The sequence below is a fragment of the Streptomyces sp. NPDC006476 genome, assembly GCF_040612015.1.
Lineage (GTDB): Bacteria > Actinomycetota > Actinomycetes > Streptomycetales > Streptomycetaceae > Streptomyces > Streptomyces griseorubiginosus_B.
In genome coordinates this window covers 1-26,228 of record NZ_JBEXPK010000063.1, presented here as the reverse complement: position 1 = coordinate 26,228, position 26,228 = coordinate 1, and the positions used below count along the sequence as shown (strand labels likewise).

The following is a 26,228-nucleotide window of genomic DNA, read 5'->3' as shown; positions in this document are numbered from 1 at the left end:
GAACGCCCCGTCGGAGACCCGATTCAAGGCCAGCCGCGCCCCGGTGCTTTTCCATCTCTCGGCAATGGGTGACAGAGCCTCGTCACAGCAGTGTGACCAGGATCGATAGTTGACACAAGGCAACGTTCGTGACCTGCACTGATGCCAAGTAGCTTCAGCGGCTGCAGGCACGGAATCAGAGAGGGGGGCCTCCCCCTGAGTGGTGGACACGCTGATACTGGATCTGCTTGATCCGGAGGAAGCGAGAAGACCGCCGATGGCGATGAAGGACTACTCGGACGAGTTCAAGACCAATGCCGTGGCCCTGTACGCGTCCACGCCCGGGGCGACATACAAGAGCATCGCCGCCGACCTGGGCATCAACCGGGCGACCTTGCGTGAGTGGGTGCTGAGGGACCGCGAACGCCGCGGTGTCGCCGCCGCTGCCCCGTCTGTGGGCAGGACGCCGGCGGCCCGCGCCGAGCAGGCAGCATCGTCCGCCGATCCGGACGAGCGCATCCGGCAGCTGGAGGCTCGGGTGGCCGAGCTCGAGGCGAGCGAGCGCAAGCTCGCCACCGAGCGGGACATCCTGCGCAAGGCGGCCAAGTATTTCGCCGGAGAGACGAACTGGTGAGGAGCCGCTTCCAGTTCGTTGACGACCACCGGAACACCTACGAGGTGAAGCTGCTCTGCCAGGTTCTGGACGTGAACCGGTCCAGCTACTACAAGTGGCTCGCCGGCACTGAGGCTCGGGCCACCCGGCAGCGGGAGGACCGGGCCCTGGCCGAGGAGATCCGCGAGGTCCACGGCGAGTCCGGCGGCGCCTATGGCTCGCCGCGAATAACGGCCGAGCTTCGTGAGAAAGGGCGGCGGGTCAACGAGAAGCGGGTCACCCGGATCATGCGGACGTTCTCCATCACCGGCATCCGCCTGCGCAGGCGCGTCCGCACCACGATCCCGGACCCGGCGGCCTCACAGGTTCCCGACCTGTTCCAGCGGGACTTCACCGCCACCGAGCCGGGGCGCAAATACATGGGCGACATCACGTATCTCCCGCTCGCAGGCGGGGAGTTCCGCTATCTCGCGACTGTGCTGGACTGCATCAGCCGCAAGATCCTCGGCTGGAAGACCCCGGCCGAGGTCTTCGAGGAACAGCTACGCTCACTACAACAACCCGGTGTTGCAACGACCGGTTGAACTCGCCCAGTACGGCTCCCGGGTCTTCGCCAACCTGTGCGACCGGCTCGGCGTGACCCGATCGATGGGCGCGGTCGGCACCAGCGCGGACAACGCGGCTTGCGAGAGTTTCCACGCGTCCTTGAAACGCGAGACGCTCCGGGGCGCCCGCGACTACGGCGATGCCAGCACCTGCGGAAGGACGGTATTTGCCTGGCTGACCCGCTACAACACCCACCGCCAGCACTCCGCCAACGGCCACCTCAGCCCCAACGAATACGAACGCCGGTACCACGCGGCTAAGCTCACGCTCGCCGCGTGATCAACCAAGCGTGTCCACCAACACGGGGGAAGGCCCAGGTAGTTGGCACTTTGGTGCAGCGCAGGTCACAAGGGGTGCCGCCGCACTTGGGCATTCAATCCAACTCGGCCGTTTCATTTGGATCATCGTGCTGACCAGATGAAGATGCTGGCGAGGCAGATGGTTGCGGTCTTGTCGTATCGAGTGGCAGGTACGTGCGGAAGGTCAAGTGGGTCGCCCATCGTCCTTCGTCTGCCGGTGCGGCAAGCCAGCCCAGCAATGGGCCTACTCGCATGCCGACCTCGACGAGCAGCGCAACAAGGAGGGCCGCGAATCAGGTTGCCGTTCAGCTCGGATCCGGCCTTTACGCGTAGCTGGAACACGGCCGAGGAAGCGTCGGCCTACGCGGCAGACCTGGCGAACTCGATGGGGCTGGCTGGCCTGTTTCGTCGTGCAGCAGAACCGGGTCAGGCCCTGAACAGGGCGATCAGTCGTCGGGAGCCGATGAGGGGGAGGCGATGCCGACGAAGGCGAGAAAGTGATCGGCCTTGCGCTCGTAGCAGCGGTGGAGGCGTCGGCCGCCAGCCAGGACACCGTTCTCTCGACCACCCAGTGGTGCCGACCGGGCTGATTCAGCGCCGTCTGCGCACTCTCTTGGCTGCTCGCGTGCTTACGGCGTCGATGGCGTGTCGCGACCAGTCCAGGCCACCCTGGCTTCCAGTCGCGTCACGGAGTAGTTGACGCACTGCCGTCCACACATGGGCTTCGGACCATTCGATGAACCTCTGGAGAGCAGTTCCGCCCGAGAGCCCAAATCCGGATGGAAGGAGTGGCCACGCGCAGCCTGATGTAACTCCATCCTCGGGCCGCCCGCAGGCGCGCGAGCTCCAGGCGGAGCGCCTCGAAGTCCGGATCGGGCGGAAAGATCGTCACCCGACCATCCGACGGGGCAGACCCCTGCCCTGTCAGTGCAGAACTCTGCCCTATTTCTCCAGGTCGCAGCGCGGGCGCGAGGGCAGAGGTCTGCACTACCGTGTGCGGCCGTCGCTCTCTTGAGCAGACGACGAGCGCGGAAGCAGAATTAGGAGGAGCGCGCGCCCTATGAGGCTTTGCACAGCACGCCCGGCAGCGCGGCGTGCCTGGACTGTGGAACTGCGGCCAGGTTCTGGCGGGCCGCAGCTTGTGTGTCAGCAGTGCGACCACCGGGGCGTGCTGCTCGCCGACGTATCCGCGCGCTCCGCAGCGCTCGAGCATCTGGCCGGACAATGCCCGGCGCGACGCCCTGCCGTCATACATGCGCACCTGCGAGTGCCACGAGCCGGGTTGCCGTTGGCATCCCCGTCACCGCGGCTGTGCCGGCCCCGTCCGTCTGCTCCTCGCCCGCGAGCGGGGAGGACGGCTCTGGCGTCTTGCCGACGCCTGTACGGCCTGCGCGTCGATGACGGCGCAGGCCGCCGTGGTTCCGGAAACCTTCCTGCGTGTGGCCGTGGCATCGTCAGGCGGACCCTCGCGGCGTCGGCAACGACGATCCAGAGGGCCGGGCGACCAGATTCGCGTGCGGGAGATGCTCAGCTACTTGGCCGCAGCCCTCCCGAGCCACACGGGGGCCGCAACCCGGCTGCTGGCCGTGCAGTGTGCACTGCGCATGGACTCCAAGGGGGAGGTCCGGCTGCCGACTGGGGTCCTACGCAGTCTTCGCCTTGGCCCCAATCCGCTCCCGTGGTGTGAGCTGGAGCAGGCCCGGTGGCTCCGCAGAACGCCAGCCGCCCCGGGCTCTAACGCCAGTATGGTAGGCGCCCACATCCTCGACGGCGTGTTGTTTACTCAGAGCCCCGCACGTCCAGACCGTAGGAGCGCTGCCGACTGGGCGCTGCGTATGGGGCGAGGTGGCTGTGTGGAAGTCGACGACCCGTCTCTGCGGCTGACCGCCCTCTGCCTTGCGGCGCACACCGACTTCTCAACGGGTCGCGGGTGTGCCGACATGGACCGGATCGCGCGTGAGTGTGGACTCGTTCCTGAGGCTCTGTTCCCTGTGCTCGACCAATTGGCCAACTCCCTGGCCTCCTGGAGCATGGCCCTCGCTTCAGGAGATCTGCACTGGGAGCTATTGCCGAAGGGCAAGCAGAAGCAGCGGTCAGCCAGCCGATCTGACGCTGTCACGAATCCCGAGAGCTGAGGCCACCGGCCTGGGAATCGACCCGTTACATCTCAGCAGACCGGTCGCCGATCGCCTCGCGGAGATCGGCGCCCTCGACTACCTGTACGACAGACGCTTCACACCCTGCGACCTGCTGCGGCAGATCGCCGCACTCCACGAGGCCTCCTTCACGCGTTCCGCGGGCAAAGGCCAACTGCGACATCCCGCACCAGGCGCCCTTCACCGCGTGCGCTGCCCCTAATCTCTCAGGACATCACCTCGCCAGCCATATGACCGAATGGACGATCAGCGTCTACAGACGGGAGGAGAGGACGTTTCAACTAGCCGATCGCCCTCGACGGGCGTTCGCACCGCTCATATTCATGCGCCAGGTCAGCATGCTCCTGCTGACTCCGTATGCGAGCATCGCCGTCTCAGGACTCATCCCCTTCCTGGCGATGGACCAGGCCGCCTCGTTTGTGATGAGGAGATTTCCCGCCAGCCAATCCGCTTCCTCGCCCGGACCGTCCTCGCGGGCGGTACGGCCGCCTCAGGACTGGGGCTCGCCACCCTGCTGGGCACGTCGACCCGGCCCCGGGCCTGGGGAGACTGACCGCCATGCCCCTTTGGTACGGGGTCCGGCCGTCATGGTGGGCCCCGCTCGAACGGGACGCCCGGCAACACTTCGGCGACGCGCTCCAACACACCTACGAGCGAGAGTCGTTGACGTACGAACTCACCGGCCTCGACGTCATAGGCGAACCCGACCCCATCGACGTCCAGATCCGCTTCCACTCGAACCCGCCCTACCCCACCTACGGCCAGCGGCCCGAGGACTTCCCCCGCGTGCACGCCAAGCCCGGAGTCCCGTCAAAGCACCGATACAAGTTCGACGACGCCCTCTGCCTCTGGTACTCGCTCGACCCGGCAGAGCAACGCTGGACGAGTTCGAAAGGGCTACTGGACCTCATCGAGATAGTCCGCACACACTTGTTCCTCGAACACTACTGGCGGCTCACCGGCGGTGAGCAGGGCGGCCAGTGGCTCGTAGAGGATGCGCCTCACGGCATGCCGGAGAGTGATGCGTGGCGGTCATCGCGGCGGCACAAGCGACGGACGGCGGCTGGACCTGGGACCAGACCGCCGCACTGATTGTCCCCTTCATCGCCCTCTTCGGCGCCTTCTTGACGTACGCCCTCAACCAACGGGCCGTACGCAAAGAACGTCGGGCCAAGACCTTCGCGGAAGCCCTGACAGCGGTCGAGGAGTACCTGGAAATGCCGTACCGCATACGGCGACGCCCCAAATCCTCCTCCACCGTACGGCAACAGCTCACCGACGAGGTCAGCGGCCTACTGGCCTGGATGGCATTCCACCAGGCGTGGCTCCAGATCGAGGCATCGGCGGTCGCGGGCCCCTACGCGACGCTTGTGGCCACGGCCAGGGCGGAGGCCGGGGCACAGATGCGCCTCGCCTGGGATCAGCCGCCGATCACCACGGACAGCGGCATGAACCTCGGGGTGCCGTATCCGCGGGACCGATCAAACGCCGCTCGAGCCGAGTGCATTGAGGTGATGCGCAGTCACCTTTGAGAACGCCGTGATCTTGGTACCAACTATCCCTCTTTTGTGCCAACTATAAATCCTCGTCACACGCACGCTAACGCCGTACGCGCGGCATCCCCAGGCCGATCCACGAGATGATCTCCCGCTGGATCTCGTTGTTGCCGCCGCCGAAGGTGAAGATGACCGCCGAGCGGTAGCCGCGCTCCAGTTCGCCGTGCAGGACCGCGCCCACCGAGCCCTCCTTCAGCTCACCGGCCGCGCCGACGATCTCCATCAGCCAGGCGTAGGCGTCGCGGCGGGCCTCGGAGCCGTAGACCTTGACCGCAGAGGCGTCCTGCGGGGTGAGGGTGCCGTTCTGGACGGCGTTGACCATCTGCCAGTTGAGGAGCTTCATCGCGTCCAGCCTGGTGTGCGTCTGGGCCAGGCGGCGGCGCACCCAGGGCAGGTCGACAACACGGCGGCCGTCAGCGAGCTTGGTCTCCATGGCCCAGCGCTGCACGTCGTGCAGGGCGCGGATGGCCATGGTGCCGTGGGCGGCGAGGGTGACGCGCTCGTGGTTGAGCTGGTTGGTGATCAGCCGCCAGCCCTGGTTCTCGGCGCCGACGCGGCGGGAGACGGGCACACGGATGTTCTCGTAGTAGCTGGCGGTGGTGTCGTGCGAGGCGAGGGTGGTGATGACGGTGCAGGAGTAGCCGGGGTCGGTGGTCGGCACCAGCAGCATGGTGATGCCCTTGTGCGGCGGGGCGTCCGGGTCGGTGCGGGTGGCCAGCCACACCCAGTCCGCGGTGTCGCCGTTGGTCGTCCAGATCTTCTGTCCGTTGACCACGTACTCGTCGCCGTCACGAACGGCGCGCGTCTTCAGTGAAGCGAGGTCCGTGCCCGCGTCCGGCTCGCTGTAGCCGATGGCGAAGTCGATCTCGCCGGAGAGCACCTTGGGCAGGAAGTAGGCCTTCTGCTCGTCCGTGCCGAACTGCATGATCGTCGGACCGACCGTGTTCAGGGCCATCAGCGGCAGCGGGACGCCCGCCTGGGCGGCCTCGTCGAAGAAGATGAACTGCTCCATCGCCGTGAGCCCGCGCCCGCCGTACTCCTTGGGCCAGCCCACCCCGAGCCAGCCGTCCGAGCCGAGGCGGCGGATGGTCTCGCGGTAGAAGCGCTTCTGGGCGGCCGGGTCGCCGTGCCGGGCGTAGGCGTTGTCGGGCACCAGCTCGGCGAAGTACGAGCGCAGTTCGGTGCGCAGCCGCTGCTGCTCGGGCGTGTATTCGAGGTGCACGGCGCCTCCAGGCCTCCCAGTCCGGTCCTGACGGCGCACACCGTAGAACGTGTTCCAGAAATTGGGAATGCCGAGGACCGGGCCGGTGCCCGAACGCTTGCCGCCGACCCTGCCATGCGCTGGATCAGTTCAGCGTGGCGAGGAAGTCCGTGCACGCCTGCGCGCACTCCCGGCACGCTTTCGCGCCGTCCTCGGCGCCCGGGTATCCGTCGAAGACATGAGCGCACTCCAGGCATACCGTGCGGCACCATTCCACCTGGATGCGCATGCCGGCCTCGTCGAGCCGGTTCTGCTCCGACAGGACGCGGCAGGTCGCGTCGCACACCTCCGCGCACATGATGCCCTTGCGTCGTACGAGTTCCTGCTGTTCCGTCCCGTCGGGGTCCACCAGGCTGGCGCGCAGGGCACACGAGCGTGCGCACTCGGTGCACGCCTGCGCACAGGCGAAGCGGTCCTCCAGGAACCGGAAGAGCTCCTCTTGTGTCGTCGTCGTGGTCACACCGTGCGGGTAGCCGGTGCCCTGCGCGTCAAACACCGTGCCGGGTCCGCTTTCGCAGGTGAGTCGGTTCATGGCGGAGGTGGGGGGTACCCGCGTGCCATGACCAACGCATCGATGGACATCGCCGCGAGCAGCGCCGCCGCCATGGGGCTGATCGCGGCCGGAGTGGTGATCGTGCTGGTGCTGATCGGCGCCTTCGTCCTGGGTGCCCGCGTCCGACGCCGCGAGCCCGCGCCGCCGAAGCCGCACGAGCAGCCCCGGGTGCCGGACGGGGGTCCGGTGCGCGAGGTGCAGGAGAACCGCGAGCCCGACGAGGTGCCCCGCGGTGACCGGCGGCTGACCCCGCACGAGCTGCCGAACCACGGCAACTCCCCGTCCCGGACGGCCTCCGCGCAGGACCGGCCGCGCTGGAGCGAGGGCAGCAGCGGTTCGTTCGGCAGCGGCGGCCCGGGCGGCTGACCCCCCGGGACCCCGCGCCCGCCCGCGGGAGGACCGGCACCCCCGCACGCCCGAGGGAGCAAGCGAGAGCCATGACCGACCCCGCCCGCAACACCCTGCCCCTGCCCGACTACGACCATCTGCCGATCGGCGGTCTGGAGAGCCGCGTTCGGTCACTCTCCGCCGACGAGGTGGAGGACCTGCTGGCCTAGGGGCGCTCGCACGCCGATCGGCTGCCGGTGACCGAGCTGCTGTCGGCCCGCCTGGACCAGCTGCGCTCGGGCGCCGAGCCGACCTCGGGGAACCCGGGCGCCCTGCGCCCCGAGCAGAACGGCGGCCGCTCCGGCTCGCCGGTCTCGCCCGCGACCTCACCCCAGCCCTTCAGCCCGCCCCCGCACGGCACCCCCGACCAGCGGGGCAAGCCGAAGGCTGACCGCACCTGATCCGCGTCCGTTGACCGTTCCCGGGCGTTTCCGGCCGGGGCGCCCGGGCACTCGTGGGCCGTGCTGAGCAGGAAGAGTACGGCCCGGACCCGGCCGGCGGCGGAGCGCGCCGCCGACGCGTTGGACGCCCGCCTCCCCGTGTATGACGGCGGCAAGCTGCTGCGGAAGGCCTTCCCGGACCACTGGTCCTTCTTCCTGGGCGAGATCGCCCTCTACAGCTTTGTCGTCCTGCTGCTGACGGGCGTCTGGCTGACCCTGTACGAGAACGCCGTCGTGATGTAGAGATGACCGATCACCTTGTGGTCGGTCGTGGTCGCCCAGCGCAGCAGCGCCCGCCCCAGCGACGAGCGCGTGCGCGGCCGTACCGGCGCCTGGCGCGGCCGCGCCGTCCTCCTGTCCACCGCCATGCGCCGCCGGGTACCCGGGGGCGGCGGGCTCACTCACCGCCCCCGGGGGTCTCTCACCTGCTGTTACTCGCCCCGGTGGTCCCGCCCGGTGGAGGAAGAGGATCGAGGCGGGGTCGCCGCCGTGCTCTCCGCACACGCCCGTCTCCAAGCCGGGGGTTGACCGTGCGGCCGGCAATGGTGCGCGAGAGCTGCGCGGCCGGGTCCTGGGGGAAGTCCTCGCCGGTCTGCCGCGTCGGAGAGACCGGTCGGATCGATGCCGAGACCACGTCCCCGACACCACCGGTGTCGCCGCCAAACCGCTCGTCGGCCGCCCCCCGTCCGCCCTGACAAGTACGACGGGACAGGCGGCCCGCGCGACCACGCCCAGCGCGACGGAACCGACCGCAACGCGCGCCGCGCCAGGTGCCGTTGGCGGCCGTGGCGGGTTCGCCCTCGTCCTGACGCGGCTGCCAGTTCCAGAGGGGCACCAGACGCAACGGCCGCGATGACGGGTGGCAGCATGCTGCGGACCTCCTGCGCTCGGTCTGCTTCTCGCTGCCGGCGTCCGCCCCTGGCCTACCGGCGGGTATGGGCCGCCAGGTCTGTGCCCGGGTCCGTTCGGCCCTGCACCGCGGGCCGCCTTCCGGGCACAGTGGAGACCCCGGGCCCGGAAGGCGGCATGCCATGGAACGAGTGATCATCGCCTGTGTCGACGAGTCGCCCCAGGGCCGGGCCGCGGCCACCTGGGCCGAACGAGAGGCCGCGCTCCGCGCGCTGCCCCTGCGCGTGGAGCAGGGCCCGCCGCCCGGTGACGGCGCCTACGCCGACGCGGAGTTGGTCGTGCTCGGCCTGGTCCGGGGATTCCGGCTCCCCCCGATCCGGTCGGCTCCCGTCGTGGTCGTCGCGTGGACGCCGTACCGCCTCCCCGAGACCGTGACGGTGGGCCTCGACGCCCGCAACCCGGCGAGCGGCGTGCTCGCCTTCGCCTTCGAGGAGGCCCGTCTGCGCGGGGTGCTGCTGCACGCGGTGCACTCCTGGGCCCTGCCCGCGCAGGCGGCCGAGCGGTCGCCGCTGCCGGTGCTGGAGGAGGACCGTGCCACCTGGGAGGACCAGGAGGTGCAGATCCTGTCCGACGCCCTGCGGCCGTGGCGGGGCAAGTACTCCGACGTCGACGTCCTGGAGGATGTCGTCCTGCTCGATCCGGCCGAGGCACTGGTCCACGCGGCCGGCACCTCCGGGCTGGTGGTGGTCGGCCGCCGCACCGGCGACACCGCCCTCGACGTGCTGGCGCAGGTGCGGTGCCCGGTCGCCGTGGTGCCGGGTTAGCGGCTCGAGCCCTTGGGCCAGGCGGGGACACAGGTGGGCGGGGTGCCGTCGATCCGGCCGGCCGTGATGACGTACGCGGCGCGGTCGGGGTCGGTGCGCACCAGTGGGAAGGCGACCAGCAGGTGCTGTCCGGCGGCGATCCTGTCGGGGCGGACGGTGAGGACCGGCTTGCCGCCCTTGGCCAGTTCGATGCGCCAGGTGGCGGAGGGCGCGTCGTCGCCGGAACTGGTCGGCGCCACCGTGCACGCGGGGTCCCCGGCGTAGACGACGGCCGGGACGCCGAGGCGGTTGAGGTCGCGTTGCAGCCGGGCCGTGTCCAGCAGTCTGCCGTCCGGTCCGCCGATGGCGAGCCTGACCCGGCCGTCGGCCTCGCGCTGCAGGGTGTACGCGGCGGTGGTGATCTTCTGCGGCTGCTGTACAGGGGTGGCTCGGGCCGGGGTGGCGGGCCGGTCGACGGCCACGGTGGTGAGGGCGGCGCCGACCGCGGCGACCCCGGCGAGGGCGAGCGGCATACGGTGGCGGACCACCCAGGAGCGGCGCCGTACCTGGGCGGGAGCGACGGCTCGTTCCTCGGCGAGGGCGGTGAGCCGGTCGCCGAGGCGCTGCTGGAAGCCGACGGGAGTACGAGTGGTCATGATGCGTTCTCCAGGGTGGTGTCGGGCAGTCGGGGGCGATCGGCGTCCCGCTCGGGGGCGCCTGCTTCCGGGCGGGCGGCACGCAGTGCGCGGCGGGCCCGGTGCAGTCGGACCCGCACGGTGGCCTGGCTGAGGCCGAGGGCCTGGGCGGCCTCGCGGGGTGTCAGCCCGTCGACGGCCACGAGGTCGAGCACCGCCCGCAGCGGTTCGCTGAGGGCGCCGTGCCGTTCGGCGAGCTCCCGCACGGCCCGTTCGGCGTCGATGCGCTCCTCCAGGGCCGCGATGTCCTCGCTCTCCAGCAGCCGCCGTCCGGTCAGCCGGGCCACCGCCCTCAGTTCGCGGACCGTGCCGCGGCCGTGGGAGGACATCACGTTGCGCGCGATGCCGTACAGCCAGGCGATCGGCGCTCCCTGCCGGGCGTCGTAGCGGTCGGCGGCCTCCAGGGCGGCGACGAAAACGTCGGCCGTGAGGTCGGCCGCCAGGTGGGGGTCGGCGGTGCGGCGGGTCACGAACGTGAGCACCGCCTCGAAGTTCTCCTCGTAGAACGCCGAGAATCCGGCGGGATCGCTTCTGGGCGGTGCGGGTCGCCGTCGGCCACCGCGCTCGGGTGTGTGCACCCGTTCCTCCAAAGGGGTCGGTCGTCCTTGCACCCGTTCTTGGCCGCAGCACGGCGCGGCGTTACATCATGGCCGCCCGGTCCCTCCCCGTGATCGCCCGCCTACACCCGCGCGCCGAGGACCGGCCTGTGCGAGCGAGCTGCCCTCGCCGTGGCCGCGTGCCGCCTGGAACTGGACGCCGGCGTTCCTCGATCCGCTGATCGTGGCCAACGAGGGCTGCATAGTCGCCTTCGTGGACGCCTCCGCGGCCGAGGAGGCCCTGACCTGCCTGCGGTCACTGCCGGAAGGCGCGCAGGCGGTTCGGATCGGCGAGGTCCTGGAGCAGGGCCCGGGCGGCCGGGTCACCCTGCGCACCCTGGTGGGCGCCCGACGCATCCTGGACATGCCGCTGGGTGAGCAGCTCCCGCGCATCTGCTGACGCTGCGGGGGCTGCGTCGATTCCCTCCCCTGTGGAACTCTGGGCCACGGAAGGACGCTGAGGCCCGGCGAGGTGCGGGAGGCGGTGTGAGTCCTGAAGAGCAGGGAGCGCACGCCCCGGACGGTCCGGAGGCCTCCTTGGGGCGCAGGCGGTTCCTGCAGATGTGCGCCGGCGGCGGGGCGGGGTCGGCGGCGGCCGCCGCATGCGGTCCCGCGTCGAGGAGCGGCGGTCCCCACCGCCGTACGAACAGTGCCGCGAACCACGGCCCGTCTGCCGAGAGCGACCGGCCCGGCACCTCCGACTGGCGGATCCGCTCCCAGGGCCCCCCGGACGCCGTGACCGGATATGCCGACCGGGTGAGCGTGGCTCCCGGGGAGGAATGCGGGCTGTACGTGTCGACCACCGCGTCGGCTTTCCAGGTCTCCGCCTTCCGCGTCGGCTGGTACGGCGGCGAACAGGCCCGGCGGGTCTGGTCCTCGGGACGTGTGCCGGGCCGCGTCCAGCCGGCTCCGCGGTTCCTGCCGGACACCCGCACCGTCCGCGCCGACTGGCAGCCCACGTTGACCTTCACCACCGAGGGCTGGCCGGAGGGGGCGTACCTGCTGCGGCTGGAGGCCGACACCGGCCATCAGCGCTACATCCCGCTGATCGTGCGCTCGGTCCAGGGCCGTGGGCGTACCGTCCTCATGCACGCGCCGGCCACCTGGCAGGCGTACAACCGGTGGGGCGGCTACAGCCTCTACGGCGGGGCCGACGGCTCCTACTTCACACGCTCCCTCGCCGTCAGCTTCGACCGGCCCTACGACTCCGTCGGCGCCGAGAAGTTCCTGGTGTACGAGCGGCCGTTGGTGGTGTTGGCCGAACGGCTCGGCATACCTCTCGCCTACACCACCGGCGCGGACGTCCACCGCGATCCCAGCGTCCTGCACGGCGCCACAGCCGCCGTCTGTCTGGGCCACGACGAGTACTGGACGCCCCAGCAGCGCCTGTACGTCACCGAGGCGCGGGACGCCGGCACCAACCTCGCCTTCCTCGGCGCCAACACGTGCTTCCGCCGGGTGCGCCTGGAGGCGGGCGCCACGGCGCCGGACCGCACGGTCGTCTGCTACAAGTCGGCCTACGACAAGGACCCTTACGTCCGGTCCCGGCAGGCCCTGGTCACCACCGACTTCCGCGCCTCTCCCGCCCCCGACCCCGAGTCCTCCCTCACCGGTGTGCTCTACGAGGGCTATCCGACCGACGCCCCGTACGTCGTACGGGCCGCGGACCACTGGCTGTACGAGGGGACGGGCGTACGCCCCGGCGACGGCCTCGACCATCTGGTCGGTGTCGAGTACGACCGTGTCTCCCCCGGCCATCCCGTCCCCGAGCCCCTCGAGATCACCGCCCACTCGCCGCTGCTGTGCCAGGGCAGTGCCAGCCACAGCGACTCGGCGTACTACACCGTGGGCGGCGGCGCGGGTGTCTTCGCCACCGGCACCATGCGCTGGGTGGAGGCGCTGATGGCCGGTACCGCCGACGGCGGCCGCGACCACGGCATGGACGCCCGCACCCGCGCCTTCGTCACCCGGACCACGGAGAACCTCCTGCGCGGCTTCGCCGAGGGCCCCGCCGCCCGTCACCGCCCCGCGCCCCGCCCGAACGTGAGCGAGGTGTACGGCTGAGCGGTCCGGCCCACCGAGGTGCTCCCGGGTCCCTCACACCCCGACCGCTCCGTCGATCCGTTCGCGGATCAGGTCGGCGTGTCCGTTGTGCCGGGCGTACTCCTCGATCATGTGCAGGAGCACCCAGCGCAGGGAGACCGTGCCGCGCCAGGCGTCGTGGCCCTCGACGTCGAGATGCGGTGCCCCTGCGACGAACGCCTCCGCGAAGGCGACTTCGTCGTGCCAGGCCGCCCAGGACTCCGCGACGGCCTCGGGGTCGGCGCCGTCGAAGTCACCCTCCGGGACGGCCGCCGAGGAGAACCGCAGTTCGACGTCGTCGCCGGCGAGCACGGCCCGGAACCAACGGCGTTCCACGTCGGCGAGGTGCCGTACCAGACCGAGCAGGGAGAGCGAGGACGGTGACACGGAGCGCAGCGCCAACTCCGGCCCCAGACCTGCGCACTTGAGTTTCAGCGTGGCGCGCTGGGCGTCGAGCATCGCCACGATCATGGCCCGCTCGTCACCCGTCGCCGGGCCGCTGAACCGGTCCTCGCTGCCGGTCCCGGTGAACAGTTCGATCCGTCGGTCGGGAATCTTCATGCTCACATCATGGGCGAACAGGTCTCCGCGCCTCAGGAAATATTCGGTCCAGGGTTTTGCACCGGAATTGCTTCCTCATGACCTTTTGACTGCACAGCTGTGGTCATGATGGTCCGCGTCTAGTTAGGTATGCCTACGCTAATGAACCTGATCGGTGGCGGAGGCGGGCCAGGGAGAGCCGCATGTGGGATGACGCGTTTCCGAGCTTCCTGATCGGGTTGCGGGAAGGGCTGGAAGCCGGACTCATCGTCTCCATCCTGGTCGCGACCCTGGTCCGGGCCGACGCCCGCTCCCGGCTACCGCAGGTGTGGACGGGCGTGCTCGCGGCGATCGCGCTCGCGATGAGCTTCGGCGCGGTCCTCACCTTCACCGCCGCGTCCCTGTCGGCGACCGCTCAGGAAGCCTTCGGCGGCTCCCTCAGCGTGATCGCGGTCGCGTTCGTCACCGCGATGGTGTTCTGGATGCGCCGCTCGGCCCGCAGCCTGTCCGGCGAGATCAAGGAGAAGGTGACGGGGGCGCTCGGCATGGGCGCGGGAGTCCTCATCGTCACCTCGTTCCTCGCCGTGGGCCGGGAGGGACTGGAGACCGCCCTGTTCCTGTGGACCACCGCCCAGGCAGCCGGCGAGTCCGCCGGCCCGCTGACCGGCGCCGCGATCGGCCTCGTACTGGCCGCCGTCCTGTGCTGGGGCCTGTACCGGCGGGTGCTGAGGATCAACCTGACCAAGTTCTTCACCGCCACCGGTGCCGTGCTGATCGTCATCGCGGCCGGCGTCCTCGGCTACGGCCTGCGCGATCTGCAGGAGGGCAGCGTCCTGCCGGGGAACACCGCTTTCGCCTTCGACCTGAGCGGCAGCGTCGACGCGGGTTCCTGGTACGGCACCCTCGTGCAGGGCGTGTTCAACCTGACGCCGACCATGACCTGGCTCCAGGTGGTCGGGTACGGCGGTTACCTCGCCGTCGTCATGACGCTGTTCGTGCGCGGTGTGCGGGATACGGCACCGAAGCCGGTCCGCGAGGAGACGCCCCGGGCCCAGGACGCCCCCCGGTCCGCCCGGCACCGTCCCGGCTGGGTGGTGCCGGTAGCCGTCGTCACCGTGCCGGCCGTGATCGCGGGCCTCGCCGTCGCCCTCGGCCGGCCCAAACCCGCCGCGGCGCAGACCGTGGCCGTCTCCGAGAAGGAGTGCGGCAAGGGGTTCTCGGCGCCCAAGCCCGGGCGGCAGACCTTCCAGATGCACAACACCGGTGACAAGACCTCCGAGGTGTACCTGGTCGATCCGGCCACCAACGCGGTCTACGGCGAGATCGAGGGCCTGGCCCCGGGCACGACCCGCGCCCTGGTCGCCACGGTGGGCGGCGGCACGTACGCCTGGCGGTGCGTGCCGACCGGCGGCGCCGTGGTCACCTCCAAGGCCGTCCGCGTCGCCGGTACGGGATCGGCGAAGGCGGTCGTACCGGTCTCCGCGCAGGACCTCGCCGGCCCGCTCGCCCAGTACAAGGCGTACGTCGACCAGGGCCTCGCCACGCTCGTCACCCAGACCCGCGCGCTCGCGACCGACGTCAAGGGCGGTCGTCTCGGCAAGGCCCGCACCGACTGGCTCACCGCGCACCGCACCTACGCCTCGCTCGGCGCCGCCTACGGCACCTTCGAGGACTTCGACCAGAGGATCGACGGCCGGGCCGACGGGCTGCCGGGCGGCGTCCACGACAAGGACTTCACCGGTTTCCTCCGCGTCGAGCACGGCCTGTGGCACGGCGAGCCGGCGACGTCGCTCACCGGTCCCGCCGAGCAACTGGCCGTCGACGCGGCCGGGTTGCGCGAGGCGTTCCCGCACCAGGACTTCGACCCGGGCGACCTGCCGCTGCGCGCCCACGAGATCCTCGAGAACACCCTGCAGTTCGAGCTGACCGGCGACACCGACGAGGGCAGCGGCACCAACCTCGCCACCGCCGACGCCAACCTCGCGGGCACCCGCGAACTGCTCACCGTGCTCAGGCCGCTGCTGACCACCCGCTCCCCGCACCTGCTGCCGACGGTCGACGCGGACATCGCACGGCTTCAGGCACTTCTCGACGCCGCCCGTCACGGCGCCTCCTGGACCCCCGTCGAGCGGCTCGACCAGACCACCCGCGCCCGTCTCGACGGAGCCACCGGCCAGCTCCTGGAGGACCTCTCCCCGGTCCCCGACCTGCTGGAGATCCGGAAGTCCGCCTGATGAACCACGCACAGCACCAGCCCGAACGCAGTGAAGGGAACGCCCCCATGCCGTCCGCCGCATCCCCCGTCCCGCAGGGCGGCTGCCCCGCCGGTGCCGGCCGCCGCTCCTTCGTGAAGACGGCCCTGGGAGCCGGAGCCGCCTCGGCGGTCCTGGCGGGCGGCGGTCTCGCGCTCGCGGAGAGCGGTGGCGGCACCGCCCAGGCCGCCACGCAGACGCCCGCCGCGACCAAGGTCCCCTTCCACGGGGTCCACCAGGCCGGCATCGTCACGCCCGCCCCCGCGGCCGCCGCCTTCGTCTCCTTCGACGTCATCGCCGGCAACCGGACCGAACTGGCCGAGCTGCTCAGGACGATCACCGCCCGCGCCCGTTTCCTCACCTCCGGCGGAACCCCTGCCGACCTCGGTGTGGGCGCCCCGCCCTCCGACAACGGCATCCTCGGCCCGACCGTGCCCGCCGACGGGCTCAGCGTCACCGTCGGCGTCGGCGCCTCCCTCTTCGACGACCGTTACGGTCTCGCCAAGGCCCGGCCGAGCCGGCTGACGGCGATGCGGACCTTCCCCAACGACAACCTCAAACCGGCCGAGTGCCACGGCGACCTCTCCCTGCAGATCTGCGCCGACCGCCAGGACACCGTCCTGCACGCGTTGCGCGACATCGCCAAGCACACCCGCGGCGCCATGCAGATCAAGTGGCGCATCGACGGCTTCCAGAACACACCGCGGCCCACCGGGGCCCAGCGCAACCTGCTCGGCTTCAAGGACGGCATCGCCAACCCCGACGTCACCTCGGCCCGCGAGACCAGCCGGCTGATCTGGGTCGGGGACGGTGACGGCGAACCCGCCTGGGCGAAGGGCGGCAGCTACCAGGTGATCCGGATCATCCGCATGCTGGTGGAGTTCTGGGACCGGGTCTCCCTCACCGAGCAGGAGAAGATGTTCGGCCGCCGCAAGGACACCGGCGCCCCGCTCGACGGCGCCGTGGAGACGGACATCCCCAACTACGCCAAGGACCCGCACGGAACCGCGGTCCCCCTGGACGCGCACATCCGGCTGGCCAACCCGCGCACCGCGCAGACCGACAACACCCGTATCCTGCGCCGCGGTTACAACTACGACCGGGGGATCGACGACGTCGGCAACCTCGACATGGGCCTGGTGTTCTGCTGCTACCAGCAGGACGTGAAACGGCAGTTCGAGGCGACCCAGACCCGCCTCATCGACGAACCCCTCGTCGACTACATCACCCCCACCGGCGGCGGCTACTTCTTCGCCCTGCCCGGCGCCCGCGACTCCGCCGACTGGCTGGGCCGCGGGTTGCTCTCGGCCTGAGCGGCAGGGACCGCGGGGGGGCGTCCGGCGCCTCATTTCCGAACGCCCCCGGAGCGGCTGTGGGTCAGGGGCTGTCCTCGCCGCCCTCCGTGCCGCCGTTGGCCAGCCACTGGGCGTAGGCGATCGCGGCCAGGCGGGCCGAGAAGACGTTGTCCCGGACGGTGGCGGTCGTGACGGGGGCGGTGCCGGCGGCCGCGGTCAGACCCGACGCCGGTGCGTACATCGCCTCGTTGAAGACCGACCCGCTGGGCGCCGACGCCACGGCGAAGACGGGGTGGGCCGTTCCGCCGGAGAAGGACGTGGAGATGTAGTCGCCGACCATGGTGCCCTGTGTGGTGTTCGCCAGCCAGGAGTGGTTCATCGGGCCGGCCAGCTGGGTCGGCGCGGTCCAGGTGCTGCCGCCGTTGGTAGAGGAGACGTACCCGACGTCCAACTGGCAGGTGGAAGCGGTGCAGTTGGCCACCGGGTGGTAGTAGTACGTCAGCGCCAGGTGCGCCGTGCCGCCGGATGTGGCCGGATCGACCGCGAGCCCGGGTATGAAATGGTCGACGGTGCTGGTCGTCGCGTCGATCGGGATACGGGCCACCGAGGACCAGGTGGTGCCGTTGCTGGTGGTCGCCATCACGATGTCATTTGCGGTGCAGGAGCCCCCGCTCGCGCGGAACCGGCAGTCCTGCCAGACCACGTACACCTTGCCGGCGGCGTCGATCTCCGCGGAGGGCAGCGGGCCGCTGCGCAAACCGCCGCGCACGGTGAAGGTGCTGACGGTCGCCACGGTGGTGGCGTTGGTCCAGGAGCTGCCGCCGTTGGTGGAGGTGAAGGCGCGGATGGCCGTCTCGGAGGCGTTGGCGATCGGCACGACCACGGTGCCGTTCGGCTGGACGACGGGCTGGCCGCCGAGGCCCGTGGCGTTGTTGCCGGTGTTCTTCGACGCGCCCCAGGTGAGGCCGCCGTCGGAAGAGGTGGTCATCTTGATGCGGTCGCCGTCGCCGTTGTTGTCGTACTCGGTGTAGCAGTTGCCGTAGAAGGCGCTGGTGGCGGTGTTGTCGCAGACGATCCAGTTCTTGTCGAGGCTCGAACCGGTCGCGGTGACCACGGGGTTGCTCCAGGTCAGTCCGCCGTCGGTGGAGCGGCTGGTGAACACCTCGGGCACGGAGACGGACGAGGTGATGGGGATGCTGGAGATCAGCCAGACATTGTGCCTCGCGTCGTAGGCCACCGACGCGTCGCTGACCCGTTGGAAGGTGCCGCCTGCCTGGGTGGTGATCCCCGGCAGGAATCCCTGGGTCCAGGTGGCGCCGCCGTCCTTGGAGGTCGCAAATCCGACGTTCGAGCCACCGCCGTCGGTGAACCGGCCGACCTGGAAGGCGGAGACGATCGTGGAGCCGTAGGAGAAGGTGTCCGGCTCGACTTCGGTGGCGTGCTGGCTGGTGGAGTTGGTGTACGGGTCGGAGCTGATCCGGGTGAGGGAGGGTGCGGCGGTCGCGGTCCCCGTCGACAGGACCAGCGTGCCGACCGCCAGGGCCGCCGTCACCAGGCCGGGTCTCGCCATGCGGTGGAGCAGTGAATTCAGGGCCATGATCCGTTCCCTTTCCGAGAAGGGGCACGTCCGGCATTCGGGACGCCGACACTCTGCTGCCCTTACATGGTCATGTCAACGCACTCTGTACCAACCCGGTCCGCTCCATGGAGAATTGACGGCCCCTTGACTCTCTCAGCCAAGGGCGGTGACCCCGGAAGCCGGGATCACCGCCCTGTGCCGCTGCCCTACGACGGTCAGTCGCAGTCGCGGACCTTGATGGTGTGGATGCCGCGGCCGTGCGTGGCCGCGTACAGGGTGCGCCCGTCGGGACTCAGCTTCAGCTGGAGCACGGCGACGGCCGGGAGGGAGCCGACGCGCTGCCACTTGGTGTGGCCCGGGGCGCGGTAGACGACACCCAGGTCGGTGGCGACGGCCAGGCCTCCGTTGGGCAGGACGATCGCCGAGTTGGTAGGCACGTCGGGGAGGTTGGCGGAGACGTCCTTCCAGGTGGTGCCGCCGTCGGTGGACTCGAAGACGTGGCCGACTCCGGCGCCGGGGCCCTCGGTCCAGTGCCGGGAGAAGCCGTTGACGGCGAGGAAGACGTGGTCGGCGTTCTTCGGGTCGATCGCGAAGCCGCTGAGGTAGCGGTTGGGGACCGTCCCGGTGGCCGGCAGGGTGATGTCGTGCCAGCCGGTGCCGTCCGCGTTGCCGACGGAGATGCCGCGGGCGAAGCCCTGGTTGTTGCAGGGGCCGCACCAGGCCGCGTACACCTTGCCGCCGGAGGCGGCGACGGCGGTCGCGGTGCGTCCGGCGCCGAGGTCGTACACGCTCTTCCACTCGGAGCCGCTGCGGATGGCGTAGCCACGGGTCTGCACCCAGATGTGCCGGCCGCCCGCGATCCAGGTGTTGCTGTCCTTGGCGTCCGTGGCGAGCGGGGCGATGAAGCGGGCCTCGCTGGTGGCGTTGTCGGCCGGGGCGACGTTGTACGACGTCGCCTTGCTCGCGTCGGTGACCCAACTGCCGTCGTTCACCGCGCAGTTCTGGGTCACCTGGACGGACAGGTAGACGTACTCCTCGGCGATGTTGCACCCGTTGGCGGGATCCGTGAGCGTGTCGCCGCCGTCGCCGCCGAAGTTGGAGCCCATCACGGTGTCGTTGCTGCGCAGCACGGACTGGCCGTTGTCCTGGAGGCCGCCGGTGACGGAGACTCCGCCGTGGTCGAGGTCCTTGCCGACGCCGACCGAGTAGTACTGCAGGGTGTCGATGGTGCCGTCGTTGAGGGAGGTCCAGTCGGTGGCGTGACCGGAGGCGTCCTGCGAGCCGTTGACGGGGCGCTTGTAGACACCGCCGTCGTTGCCGACGTACACGAAGCTCTTGCCGTGGTAGCGGCCGATGGCGACGCCGTGCTGGTCGGAGTGGGTGGTCTGGTTGCACTCACCGGTCTGCTTGGCCGGGTCGATGCTCCAGCAGGAGAACCCGAAGTTCCAGTACGGGCCGACGGTCGACCAGGTGGTGCCGCCGTCCTTGGACTCGTAGACCTCCTCCAGACCCGCGTAGACGTGCTTGGGGTTCGCCGGGTCGACGGTCAGGAACTGGTTGTACCAGGCCTGCACGCCGGGCATGTAGCCGCTGGAGGTCAGCGCCGAGCCGTCGGCGGCCAGCTGCTTGTAGTCGGCGACCTTCGTCCACGGCCCGAACGGCGAGGCGGCGCTGTAGATGCCCATGAGGCCGCTGTCCGGGTTGGACGCCATCTGCTCGGGCGACTCGTCGATGGCGTAGTAGCGCGAGCCGTCGGCGGCGCGGGCGAAGGTGACCGTGCCGACGTTGTCCGCGTCGGTCGGCAGGTCGCCGAAGCCGGTGGTGATCCGCGTCCAGGCACCCTTGGCGTTCTTGGTGTAGAAGCCGTTGTAGTCGTCGCCGCTGCGCCAGCCGACGGCCAGGATCACCTTCGAGGGGTTCTTCGGGTCGAAGGCGATGTCGTTGGTGATGTTCTTGTACGCGGCCGAGTCGTCGTTCGCCTTCGAACCGCCCGGCAGATAGTCGGGGTTGGGCGCGAACTCCAGCTTCCAGGCGCCCTTCAGCGTCTTGGTGGAGTGGCTCCACACGCCCTCGCTGGTCGCCGCCCACACCTTGCCCGCCCCGAACCGGAGTTGGCGGACGGTCGTGGACTCCAGTTCGTCACCGCCGACCCGGCTGCGGGTGGAGAAGCCGCCGTGGTGCGGGTCGGACAGCACGTACACGCCGCTGCCGAGGTAGGCGTCCGCGTTGGTGTTCGCCTCGCCGGTGCCCAGCCACAGCCGGCCGGCCCCGTCCAGCGCGAGCGCGCCGGTCGACTGCGAGGGCAGCTTGTCGCTGATGGGCTTCCAGTGCCCGCCGCCCCGCTGGGAGCGCCACACACCGCCGCCGGCGCTGCCCGCGTACACGTATCCGTCGTCGTCGGCCGCGATCGCGGCCATACGGCCGGTGACATTGCCCGAGCCGCCGCTGGAGTTGGAGTCGATGTCCCGGTAGCGGGAGTCGTCGGAGTTGTAGGGCAGGTCGGTGATGTCACGCCAACTGCCGCCGGTGGCGGGCAGCTTGGTCAGGCTGCTCCAGGCCGCGCCGTACGCGCCGGGTGCGACGATACCGGGAGAGGTGCGGGCCTCGGCGTACTGGTCGGCGCCCTCGGCGATCTCGTCCGCCTCGTTGCCGCCGTCGGGGTCGCCGTCCTCCGCCTTCGGACTCATGACACCCGCCGACTGACCACGTTCGGCGGCCAGTTGCTTGAGCGCGCGGACCCCGAAGGGACTGCTCTTCCCGCCGGACGAGGCGCTCGCGGGTATCGCGACGAGGCCGGCGGATGCGGTGATGGCACAGATCGTGAGCCACCGTCTTCTACGGGTCGGTGCGGGCACCAAGTCCTCCCAAACGGGCATCGGAAAGCCGTCGGGAGAAACCCGATCATGGCCGGAAGAGAGCGTCCGGCGCTTGGGCAACCTTTGACCAGAACCTGTCAGCACATGGGCGATCTCTGAGCGAGCGTCACCGGTAGCGCAGCAAGAGCATCGCGGCGTCGTCCTGAAGCGGGCCGTTGACATGGTGGAGCAGGTCCTGGCGCAGGGTTTCCAGCGCGGCCTCGGGATCCGGTTCCTTGAGCAGGTGGGCGCGTTCGGTGAGCGGGTAGAAGCGGTGGTCGGCGTCGCGGGCCTCGATGATGCCGTCGGTGTAGAGCAGCAGTTGGTCGCCGGGGCGGAAGTCGGTGACGAACGGCTCCGGTTCGGCGCCCCCGTGTTCGCCGAGCCCGAGCGGCAGCGCGTAGGCAGAAGGCTGAGGGAGATCCATGGTGCCGTCGGCGCGGATCACCATGGGGGCCGGGTGGCCGAAGTTGAGGAAGGTGACCTGATGGTCGCTCACCTCGGCGAGGATGGCGGTCACGAACTTCTCGCCGTCCAGTTGCCGGGCCACCGACCGCTCGAGCCGGTGCCCGACCTGCTCCAGGTCCGCCTCGTCCAGCGCCGCCTCGCGGAAGGCCCCCAGGACCACGGCCGCGGTCTCCACCGCCTCCAGCCCCTTGCCCTGGACGTCCCCCACGATGACCCGGACGCCCTCCGGCGCGGCGACGACTTCGTACAGGTCGCCGCCGATGCGGGCCTCGGCCACGGCGGAGGTGTAGGAGACGGCCGCCCGCAGCCGTCCGGCCAGCCTCGGCACCGGCTTGAGCAGCACCCGCTGGGCCGCTTCGGCGATCGAGCGGACGTTGTCCAGCTCCGCCTCGCGTTTGCGGCGCATGGACACCGCCACGAGTCCCGCGACGGTGACGCCCAGGACGGAGGCAAGGGTCACGGAGGCGCGTCGCACGTCGGTCAGGTTGTCGTACCAGGCCAGGGTGAGGCACAGCAGCAGGGCGATCGCGCCGACGCAGGCGGTGCGTCTCCAGCCGCCCACCAGGGGGGCGAAGGCCGGTCCGAGCGACACCAGCGGCAGGAAGTGCATGGTCGGACCCGTGGCGACGTCGAGCAGGGCGACCGCGGCCATCATGGCGAAGGGCAGCACGGACAGGACGGTGGACCGGTGTTTGGTCGCGGACATGTCGTCCTCCGGCACCGTGCGGCCGGTCGCGGACGAGAGGGGCGAGGGCGGGCCGCCGGCACCCTTCCCCCCGCGCCGCCTGCCGAGCGCAGCGCATCCTCGCAACGTACCCGCTGTTTCTTATAAAAGGCTTCAAGGCTTCTCGTACAGAGCCCGGCGCGACAGCCGGCCCGTCCGGCCTTCCGGACGGCGGTCGGGCCCGTGCCGGGAGCCGACGCCCTCGTCCTCGCAACCGACCCACATCGACAGGTCGTACGGCGCGGAAGGAATGAACACGACCTCGGGCTGCCCGGGGGCCTCAGCCGGCACCGCGGCCGCCGCACTCCGTCCCAACAGGTCCAGATCCTCCCGGAGGTGATCGGCGTCCGCCCGCACCCGGCGGAGGTCCGGACCCTCCCCCAGGCGGCTCTGCAGCCGGCCCACCGACCGGACGAGGTCGTCGAGAGCGTGCAGCGCGTGCGCCAGCTCGTTGTGAACGGACATCTGGCCCCTCACCTCCGGGCGTGTGCGTGACAGGGTGTGTCACGGCCTTCGACGGCGCGTGAGAACGCCGTACGTCCATGGTGTCCGGACCGGCCGCCTCCGGACAGGGTCCGTCGGGCCTTCGGCGAGGGCCATGGGGCACCCGACGGGCCGCTGATCGACGTCTGCGGCGGCGGGCGCCACGGAAGTCGCCCCCGGCAGCGGGGGCGCTCATGATGGGGAATGAGACACCTGGCTCCCGGCTCTCGGAGGAAGCCATGAAGATCGGAGTGCTGACCGGCGGCGGTGACTGCCCCGGTCTGAACGCCGTGATCCGCAGTGTCGTCCGCAAGGGCGTCCAGGAGTACGGCTTCGAGTTCGTCGGCCTGCGCGACGGCTGGCTCGGCGCGCTCCGGGGCAAGGTGGTGCAGCTGGACATCGCCGCCGTGCGCGGGATCCTGCCGCGGGGCGGAACCATCCTCGGTTCCTCCCGTACCAACCCCCTCAAGCACGAGGACGGTGTGCGCCGCGTCCAGGACACCCTGGCCGCGAACGAGGTCGACGCGCTGATCGTGATCGGCGGCGAGGACACCCTCGGCGCGGCCACGGAGCTGAGCCGCCAGGGGGTCAGGCTGGTCGGGGTGCCCAAGACCATCGACAACGACGTGGCCGGCACCGACTACACCTTCGGTTTCGACACCGCCGTCGGCATCGCCACCGAGGCCATCGACCGGCTGCACACCACCGCCGAGTCGCACATGCGCACCCTGGTGGTGGAGGTGATGGGACGTCACTCCGGCTGGATCGCCCTGCACGCCGGCGTCGCGGGCGGCGCCAACGTGATCCTCGTCCCGGAGCGGCCCTTCGACGTCGACCAGGTCTGCGCGTGGGTGAAGAACCGCTTCAAGAGCCATTACGCCCCGATCGTCGTCGCCGCCGAAGGAGCCGTGCCCAAGGAGGGCCGGATGATCCTCAAGGACCGCTCGCTGGACGAGTACGGCCATGTGCGGCTGTCGGGCATCGGCGAGTGGCTGGCCCAGGAGATCGAACGGCGCACGGACACGGAGGCGCGCACCACCGTCCTCGGACACGTCCAGCGCGGCGGCACACCCAGCCCCTTCGACCGCTGGCTGGCCACGCGCTTCGGACTGCACGCCGTCGACGCGGTCAAGGACGGCGCCTTCGGCACGATGGTCGCCCTGCGCGGCACCGACATCGTGCGCATCCCCCTCGACGAAACCCGGGGCCGGATCAAGGTGGTGGATCCATCGCTGTACGACGAGTTCGAGGTGTTCTTCGGGTGATGAGGGTCAGTGCCGTACCGCGACCGGCGCGCGCTTTCAGTACCTCCGTCGGCGGGCGGCGTGAGCGTTCCTACGCAACTCGCCGCGCAGTTCGGGGTGTTCCAGGGGCTGGGTGTGGAAGCGGTGCCAGAAGTCGGCCCGGTCGGCCTGCTCCGCGCTGCGCACGAGGTCCGTCACGGTCTCCACCTTCTCGGAGCTGTCGATGACTTGGAGAAACGCGGCGACGCGCACGTTGAACAGGGCGGCCCCGCAGGTGATGACCATCTCGCGCCCGCCGGGATCCATCCGCACCATCCGCCGGCCACGGTCGGCATGCAGCTCGAAGCCGTGGTCGTGGGTGACGGACATGATCGGTACCGCCCTTCGTCGACCGTGCGCCTTCAGCCTTCTCGCCACGAGGCACCGCGGGCATGGGTCCCGCGTCCGCCCTCCGGCGCCGAACGGCCCTCGTCCGCAGGGCCGTTCGGGCCGCAACCGGGGCCGAACGGCTCTGGAGGGCGTGCGGTGCGCGCGGTGTGCTGGAAGCGTCGGAGGAGACTGCCATGAACAGCGAATCCCTGCGTCCGTCCCACGCGTCCGGACCCCGCGCTCTCGTGCTGTCGGCCGCGCTGACGGTGCCGCTCCTCGCCCTCGCCCTCGCGGGTTGCGACAGCTCTCCGTCCACGGGAACGAGCACGGGCACGCGAACCGGCACGGAGACCGGCACAGGGACGGGCACGTCCGGGGGCACCTCGGGTGCGCCCACCGCGCCCGGGGCCGCGACCCCTCGCCCTTCGGCCCGCGCCCACACCACCCCGGCGGCCACGACGGCCCGAACGGCCGTGTACTTCCTGCACGGCGCGAAGGTCTCACCGGCCCCCCGCACCGTCACGGCACCCGCGACGGCCACCGGCGCACTGCGCGCCCTGCTGGCCGGCCCGAGCAGCTCCGAGCGTCACCAGAGCCGTACCACCGCCATCCCGTCCGGGACGCGGCTGCGCTCCCTCGTCGTCCATGACCGCGTCGCCACGGTCGACCTGACCGGCCGCTACGACGACGGGGGCGGCAGCCTGTCCCTGCGGGCGCGGCTCGCACAGGTCGTGTTCACCGCGACCCGATTCTCCGGTGTCCACAAGGTCCGCTTCGAGATCGACGGCAAACCGGTGCAGCGGTTCGGCAGCGAGGGCGTCGTCCTCAACGGGCCGGTCGGACGGGCCGACTTCGAGGACCTCTCCCCGGCCGTCCTGGTGGAGTCCCCGCTGATCGGCGACACCGTGCGGACGCCCCTGCGGGTCCGGGGCACGGCCAACACCTTCGAGGCGGTGTTCCGGTTGAAGCTCACCGACGCCTCGAAGCACACCGCGGCCGACATCCAGGTCCGGGCGACGTCCGGGACCGGCACCCGCGGCAGCTTCGACGTCACCATCCCCTACAAGGCGACCCGTTCGGGCCCCGGCCTGCTCACGGCGTACTTCGTGTCGCCGCAGGACGGCCGGCCCGTGACGGTCGACACCGTGCCGTTGACCCTGAACCGCTGACCACGGCTCGCGACACGGAACGATCCCGGCGCACCGTGCGCCGGGATCGTTCCGTGTGATCGTGCCGGAAACCACATCGCGGGTCCCTGGTGTCCTCGGTGCAGGCGCCGGGCCGGCAGGACCAGTGCCACGACGACCGGGATCAGCTCTACCGGGGCGCCCCCGCCAGTTCGTCGGCGACGGACGCCGCCCAGGTCTCGATCGCGGTGAAGTCGCGGAAGTCGCCGCCCTTTCCGTTACGGACGATCATCGCCTCGCGCCGCGGCGCGCTGCACGCAGTCGGCTAGAGATCTTTAACGGCTGAGGTTACGGCGGTTGGAGATCGAGCCCGGTCTTGGCGATGAGGCCCTCGATGAGGCGGGGGCGGTACTGCAT

21 protein-coding genes and 6 pseudogenes are annotated in these 26,228 nt (G+C 70.6%); 14 read left to right on the top strand and 13 right to left on the bottom strand.

Annotated elements, in window-relative coordinates; translation table 11 throughout:
- Positions 1-256 precede the first annotated feature (256 nt).
- Positions 257-1,477: pseudogene (locus ABZZ74_RS41555) on the top strand (IS3 family transposase).
- Between the two features lie 446 nt (positions 1,478-1,923).
- Here ABZZ74_RS41555 and ABZZ74_RS41550 read toward each other — a convergent pair.
- Positions 1,924-2,307 (bottom strand): annotated as a pseudogene (locus tag ABZZ74_RS41550) (hypothetical protein); the annotation flags it as partial.
- Positions 2,306-2,389: pseudogene (locus ABZZ74_RS41545) on the bottom strand (XRE family transcriptional regulator); the annotation flags it as partial. The pseudogenes ABZZ74_RS41545 and ABZZ74_RS41550, both read right to left, overlap by 2 nt.
- Positions 2,390-3,350: 961 nt before the next feature.
- Here ABZZ74_RS41545 and ABZZ74_RS41540 point away from each other — a divergent pair.
- The 3 genes from ABZZ74_RS41540 to ABZZ74_RS41530 all read left to right on the top strand — a co-directional run bounded on the left by ABZZ74_RS41540 (position 3,351) and on the right by ABZZ74_RS41530 (position 5,185).
- Complete coding sequence (locus tag ABZZ74_RS41540; RefSeq protein ID WP_356949326.1) at positions 3,351-3,632, top strand: hypothetical protein; 282 nt, start codon at positions 3,351-3,353, stop codon at positions 3,630-3,632.
- Between the two features lie 684 nt (positions 3,633-4,316).
- The gene (locus ABZZ74_RS41535) at positions 4,317-4,745 is read left to right on the top strand and encodes a hypothetical protein (protein WP_356949325.1); all 429 of its coding nucleotides are present in this window, start codon (positions 4,317-4,319) and stop codon (positions 4,743-4,745) included.
- A complete protein-coding gene (locus ABZZ74_RS41530) occupies positions 4,679-5,185 on the top strand; it encodes a hypothetical protein (RefSeq protein WP_356949324.1) in 507 nt (168 codons plus the stop codon). Before ABZZ74_RS41535 ends, ABZZ74_RS41530 begins: the two co-directional genes overlap by 67 nt.
- A 67-nt stretch (positions 5,186-5,252) precedes the next feature.
- On the opposite strand, the gene ABZZ74_RS41525 is transcribed toward ABZZ74_RS41530, so the two are convergent.
- Together ABZZ74_RS41525 and ABZZ74_RS41520 are read right to left on the bottom strand one after the other, a co-directional pair.
- On the bottom strand, positions 5,253-6,431 hold the full coding sequence (locus ABZZ74_RS41525; protein ID WP_356949323.1) for an acyl-CoA dehydrogenase family protein: 1,179 nt from the start codon (positions 6,429-6,431) through the stop codon (positions 5,253-5,255).
- Positions 6,432-6,555: 124 nt separating this feature from the next.
- Entirely contained in the window at positions 6,556-6,930 is a 375-nt protein-coding gene (locus ABZZ74_RS41520; protein ID WP_356949345.1) for a ferredoxin, read from the bottom strand.
- Positions 6,931-7,029: 99 nt separating this feature from the next.
- Between ABZZ74_RS41520 and ABZZ74_RS41515 the strand changes: the two genes are divergently transcribed.
- From ABZZ74_RS41515 to ABZZ74_RS41500, 4 genes and pseudogenes are all read left to right on the top strand, one after another.
- Positions 7,030-7,389: a DUF6479 family protein gene (locus tag ABZZ74_RS41515; RefSeq protein ID WP_356949322.1), complete on the top strand. Its 360-nt coding sequence runs from the start codon at positions 7,030-7,032 to the stop codon at positions 7,387-7,389.
- Between the two features lie 71 nt (positions 7,390-7,460).
- A pseudogene (locus tag ABZZ74_RS41510) lies at positions 7,461-7,811 on the top strand (hypothetical protein).
- A 60-nt stretch (positions 7,812-7,871) separates the two neighbouring features.
- On the top strand, positions 7,872-8,093 hold the full coding sequence (locus ABZZ74_RS41505) for a hypothetical protein (protein WP_356949321.1): 222 nt from the start codon (positions 7,872-7,874) through the stop codon (positions 8,091-8,093).
- A gap of 788 nt (positions 8,094-8,881) precedes the next feature.
- Entirely contained in the window at positions 8,882-9,523 is a 642-nt protein-coding gene (locus tag ABZZ74_RS41500; protein ID WP_356949320.1) for a universal stress protein, read from the top strand.
- Here ABZZ74_RS41500 and ABZZ74_RS41495 read toward each other — a convergent pair.
- Together ABZZ74_RS41495 and ABZZ74_RS41490 are read right to left on the bottom strand one after the other, a co-directional pair.
- Positions 9,520-10,158, bottom strand: coding sequence for a hypothetical protein (locus ABZZ74_RS41495; protein WP_356949319.1), 639 nt, complete (start codon positions 10,156-10,158; stop codon positions 9,520-9,522). The two genes, ABZZ74_RS41500 and ABZZ74_RS41495, sit on opposite strands and share 4 nt — an antisense overlap.
- Positions 10,155-10,775 (bottom strand): sigma-70 family RNA polymerase sigma factor, encoded by a 621-nt coding sequence (locus tag ABZZ74_RS41490; RefSeq protein WP_356949318.1) that lies wholly within the window; start codon positions 10,773-10,775, stop codon positions 10,155-10,157. Before ABZZ74_RS41490 ends, ABZZ74_RS41495 begins: the two co-directional genes overlap by 4 nt.
- Before the next feature lie 187 nt (positions 10,776-10,962).
- Here ABZZ74_RS41490 and ABZZ74_RS41485 point away from each other — a divergent pair.
- Positions 10,963-11,193, top strand: a pseudogene (locus tag ABZZ74_RS41485) (hydrogenase expression/formation protein HypE); the annotation flags it as partial.
- Positions 11,194-11,354: 161 nt separating this feature from the next.
- The gene (locus ABZZ74_RS41480; protein WP_356949344.1) at positions 11,355-12,857 is read left to right on the top strand and encodes a N,N-dimethylformamidase beta subunit family domain-containing protein; all 1,503 of its coding nucleotides are present in this window, start codon (positions 11,355-11,357) and stop codon (positions 12,855-12,857) included.
- Positions 12,858-12,890: 33 nt separating this feature from the next.
- Here the strand turns inward: ABZZ74_RS41480 and ABZZ74_RS41475 are convergent, their stop codons facing one another.
- Entirely contained in the window at positions 12,891-13,436 is a 546-nt protein-coding gene (locus ABZZ74_RS41475; protein WP_356949317.1) for a DinB family protein, read from the bottom strand.
- A gap of 182 nt (positions 13,437-13,618) precedes the next feature.
- Here ABZZ74_RS41475 and efeU point away from each other — a divergent pair, with 182 nt between their 5' ends.
- Both efeU and efeB read left to right on the top strand, forming a co-directional pair.
- The gene (efeU, locus tag ABZZ74_RS41470) at positions 13,619-15,649 is read left to right on the top strand and encodes an iron uptake transporter permease EfeU (RefSeq protein ID WP_356949316.1); all 2,031 of its coding nucleotides are present in this window, start codon (positions 13,619-13,621) and stop codon (positions 15,647-15,649) included.
- Positions 15,650-15,696: 47 nt separating this feature from the next.
- Complete coding sequence (gene efeB / locus ABZZ74_RS41465) at positions 15,697-16,980, top strand: iron uptake transporter deferrochelatase/peroxidase subunit (RefSeq protein WP_356949315.1); 1,284 nt, start codon at positions 15,697-15,699, stop codon at positions 16,978-16,980.
- A gap of 64 nt (positions 16,981-17,044) precedes the next feature.
- Here the strand turns inward: efeB and ABZZ74_RS41460 are convergent, their stop codons facing one another.
- The 4 genes from ABZZ74_RS41460 to ABZZ74_RS41445 all read right to left on the bottom strand — a co-directional run bounded on the left by ABZZ74_RS41460 (position 17,045) and on the right by ABZZ74_RS41445 (position 23,053).
- Complete coding sequence (locus ABZZ74_RS41460; protein WP_356949314.1) at positions 17,045-18,559, bottom strand: sialidase family protein; 1,515 nt, start codon at positions 18,557-18,559, stop codon at positions 17,045-17,047.
- A 197-nt stretch (positions 18,560-18,756) separates the two neighbouring features.
- Complete coding sequence (locus ABZZ74_RS41455; RefSeq protein WP_356949313.1) at positions 18,757-21,396, bottom strand: glycosyl hydrolase; 2,640 nt, start codon at positions 21,394-21,396, stop codon at positions 18,757-18,759.
- A gap of 127 nt (positions 21,397-21,523) precedes the next feature.
- A complete protein-coding gene (locus ABZZ74_RS41450) occupies positions 21,524-22,570 on the bottom strand; it encodes a PP2C family protein-serine/threonine phosphatase (RefSeq protein ID WP_356949312.1) in 1,047 nt (348 codons plus the stop codon).
- A 132-nt stretch (positions 22,571-22,702) separates the two neighbouring features.
- On the bottom strand, positions 22,703-23,053 hold the full coding sequence (locus tag ABZZ74_RS41445; protein ID WP_356949311.1) for a hypothetical protein: 351 nt from the start codon (positions 23,051-23,053) through the stop codon (positions 22,703-22,705).
- Positions 23,054-23,310: 257 nt separating this feature from the next.
- Between ABZZ74_RS41445 and ABZZ74_RS41440 the strand changes: the two genes are divergently transcribed.
- Positions 23,311-24,336: a 6-phosphofructokinase gene (locus ABZZ74_RS41440; protein ID WP_356949310.1), complete on the top strand. Its 1,026-nt coding sequence runs from the start codon at positions 23,311-23,313 to the stop codon at positions 24,334-24,336.
- A gap of 36 nt (positions 24,337-24,372) precedes the next feature.
- Here ABZZ74_RS41440 and ABZZ74_RS41435 read toward each other — a convergent pair whose 3' ends face one another.
- Positions 24,373-24,684, bottom strand: a complete 312-nt coding sequence (locus ABZZ74_RS41435) for a hypothetical protein (protein WP_356949348.1) — start codon at positions 24,682-24,684, stop codon at positions 24,373-24,375.
- A gap of 194 nt (positions 24,685-24,878) precedes the next feature.
- On the opposite strand from ABZZ74_RS41435, the gene ABZZ74_RS41430 reads away from it, so the two are divergent.
- Positions 24,879-25,853, top strand: a complete 975-nt coding sequence (locus ABZZ74_RS41430; protein WP_356949309.1) for a GerMN domain-containing protein — start codon at positions 24,879-24,881, stop codon at positions 25,851-25,853.
- A gap of 148 nt (positions 25,854-26,001) precedes the next feature.
- Here the strand turns inward: ABZZ74_RS41430 and ABZZ74_RS41425 are convergent.
- Positions 26,002-26,103 (bottom strand): annotated as a pseudogene (locus tag ABZZ74_RS41425) (flavodoxin); the annotation flags it as partial.
- Positions 26,104-26,228 lie beyond the last annotated feature (125 nt).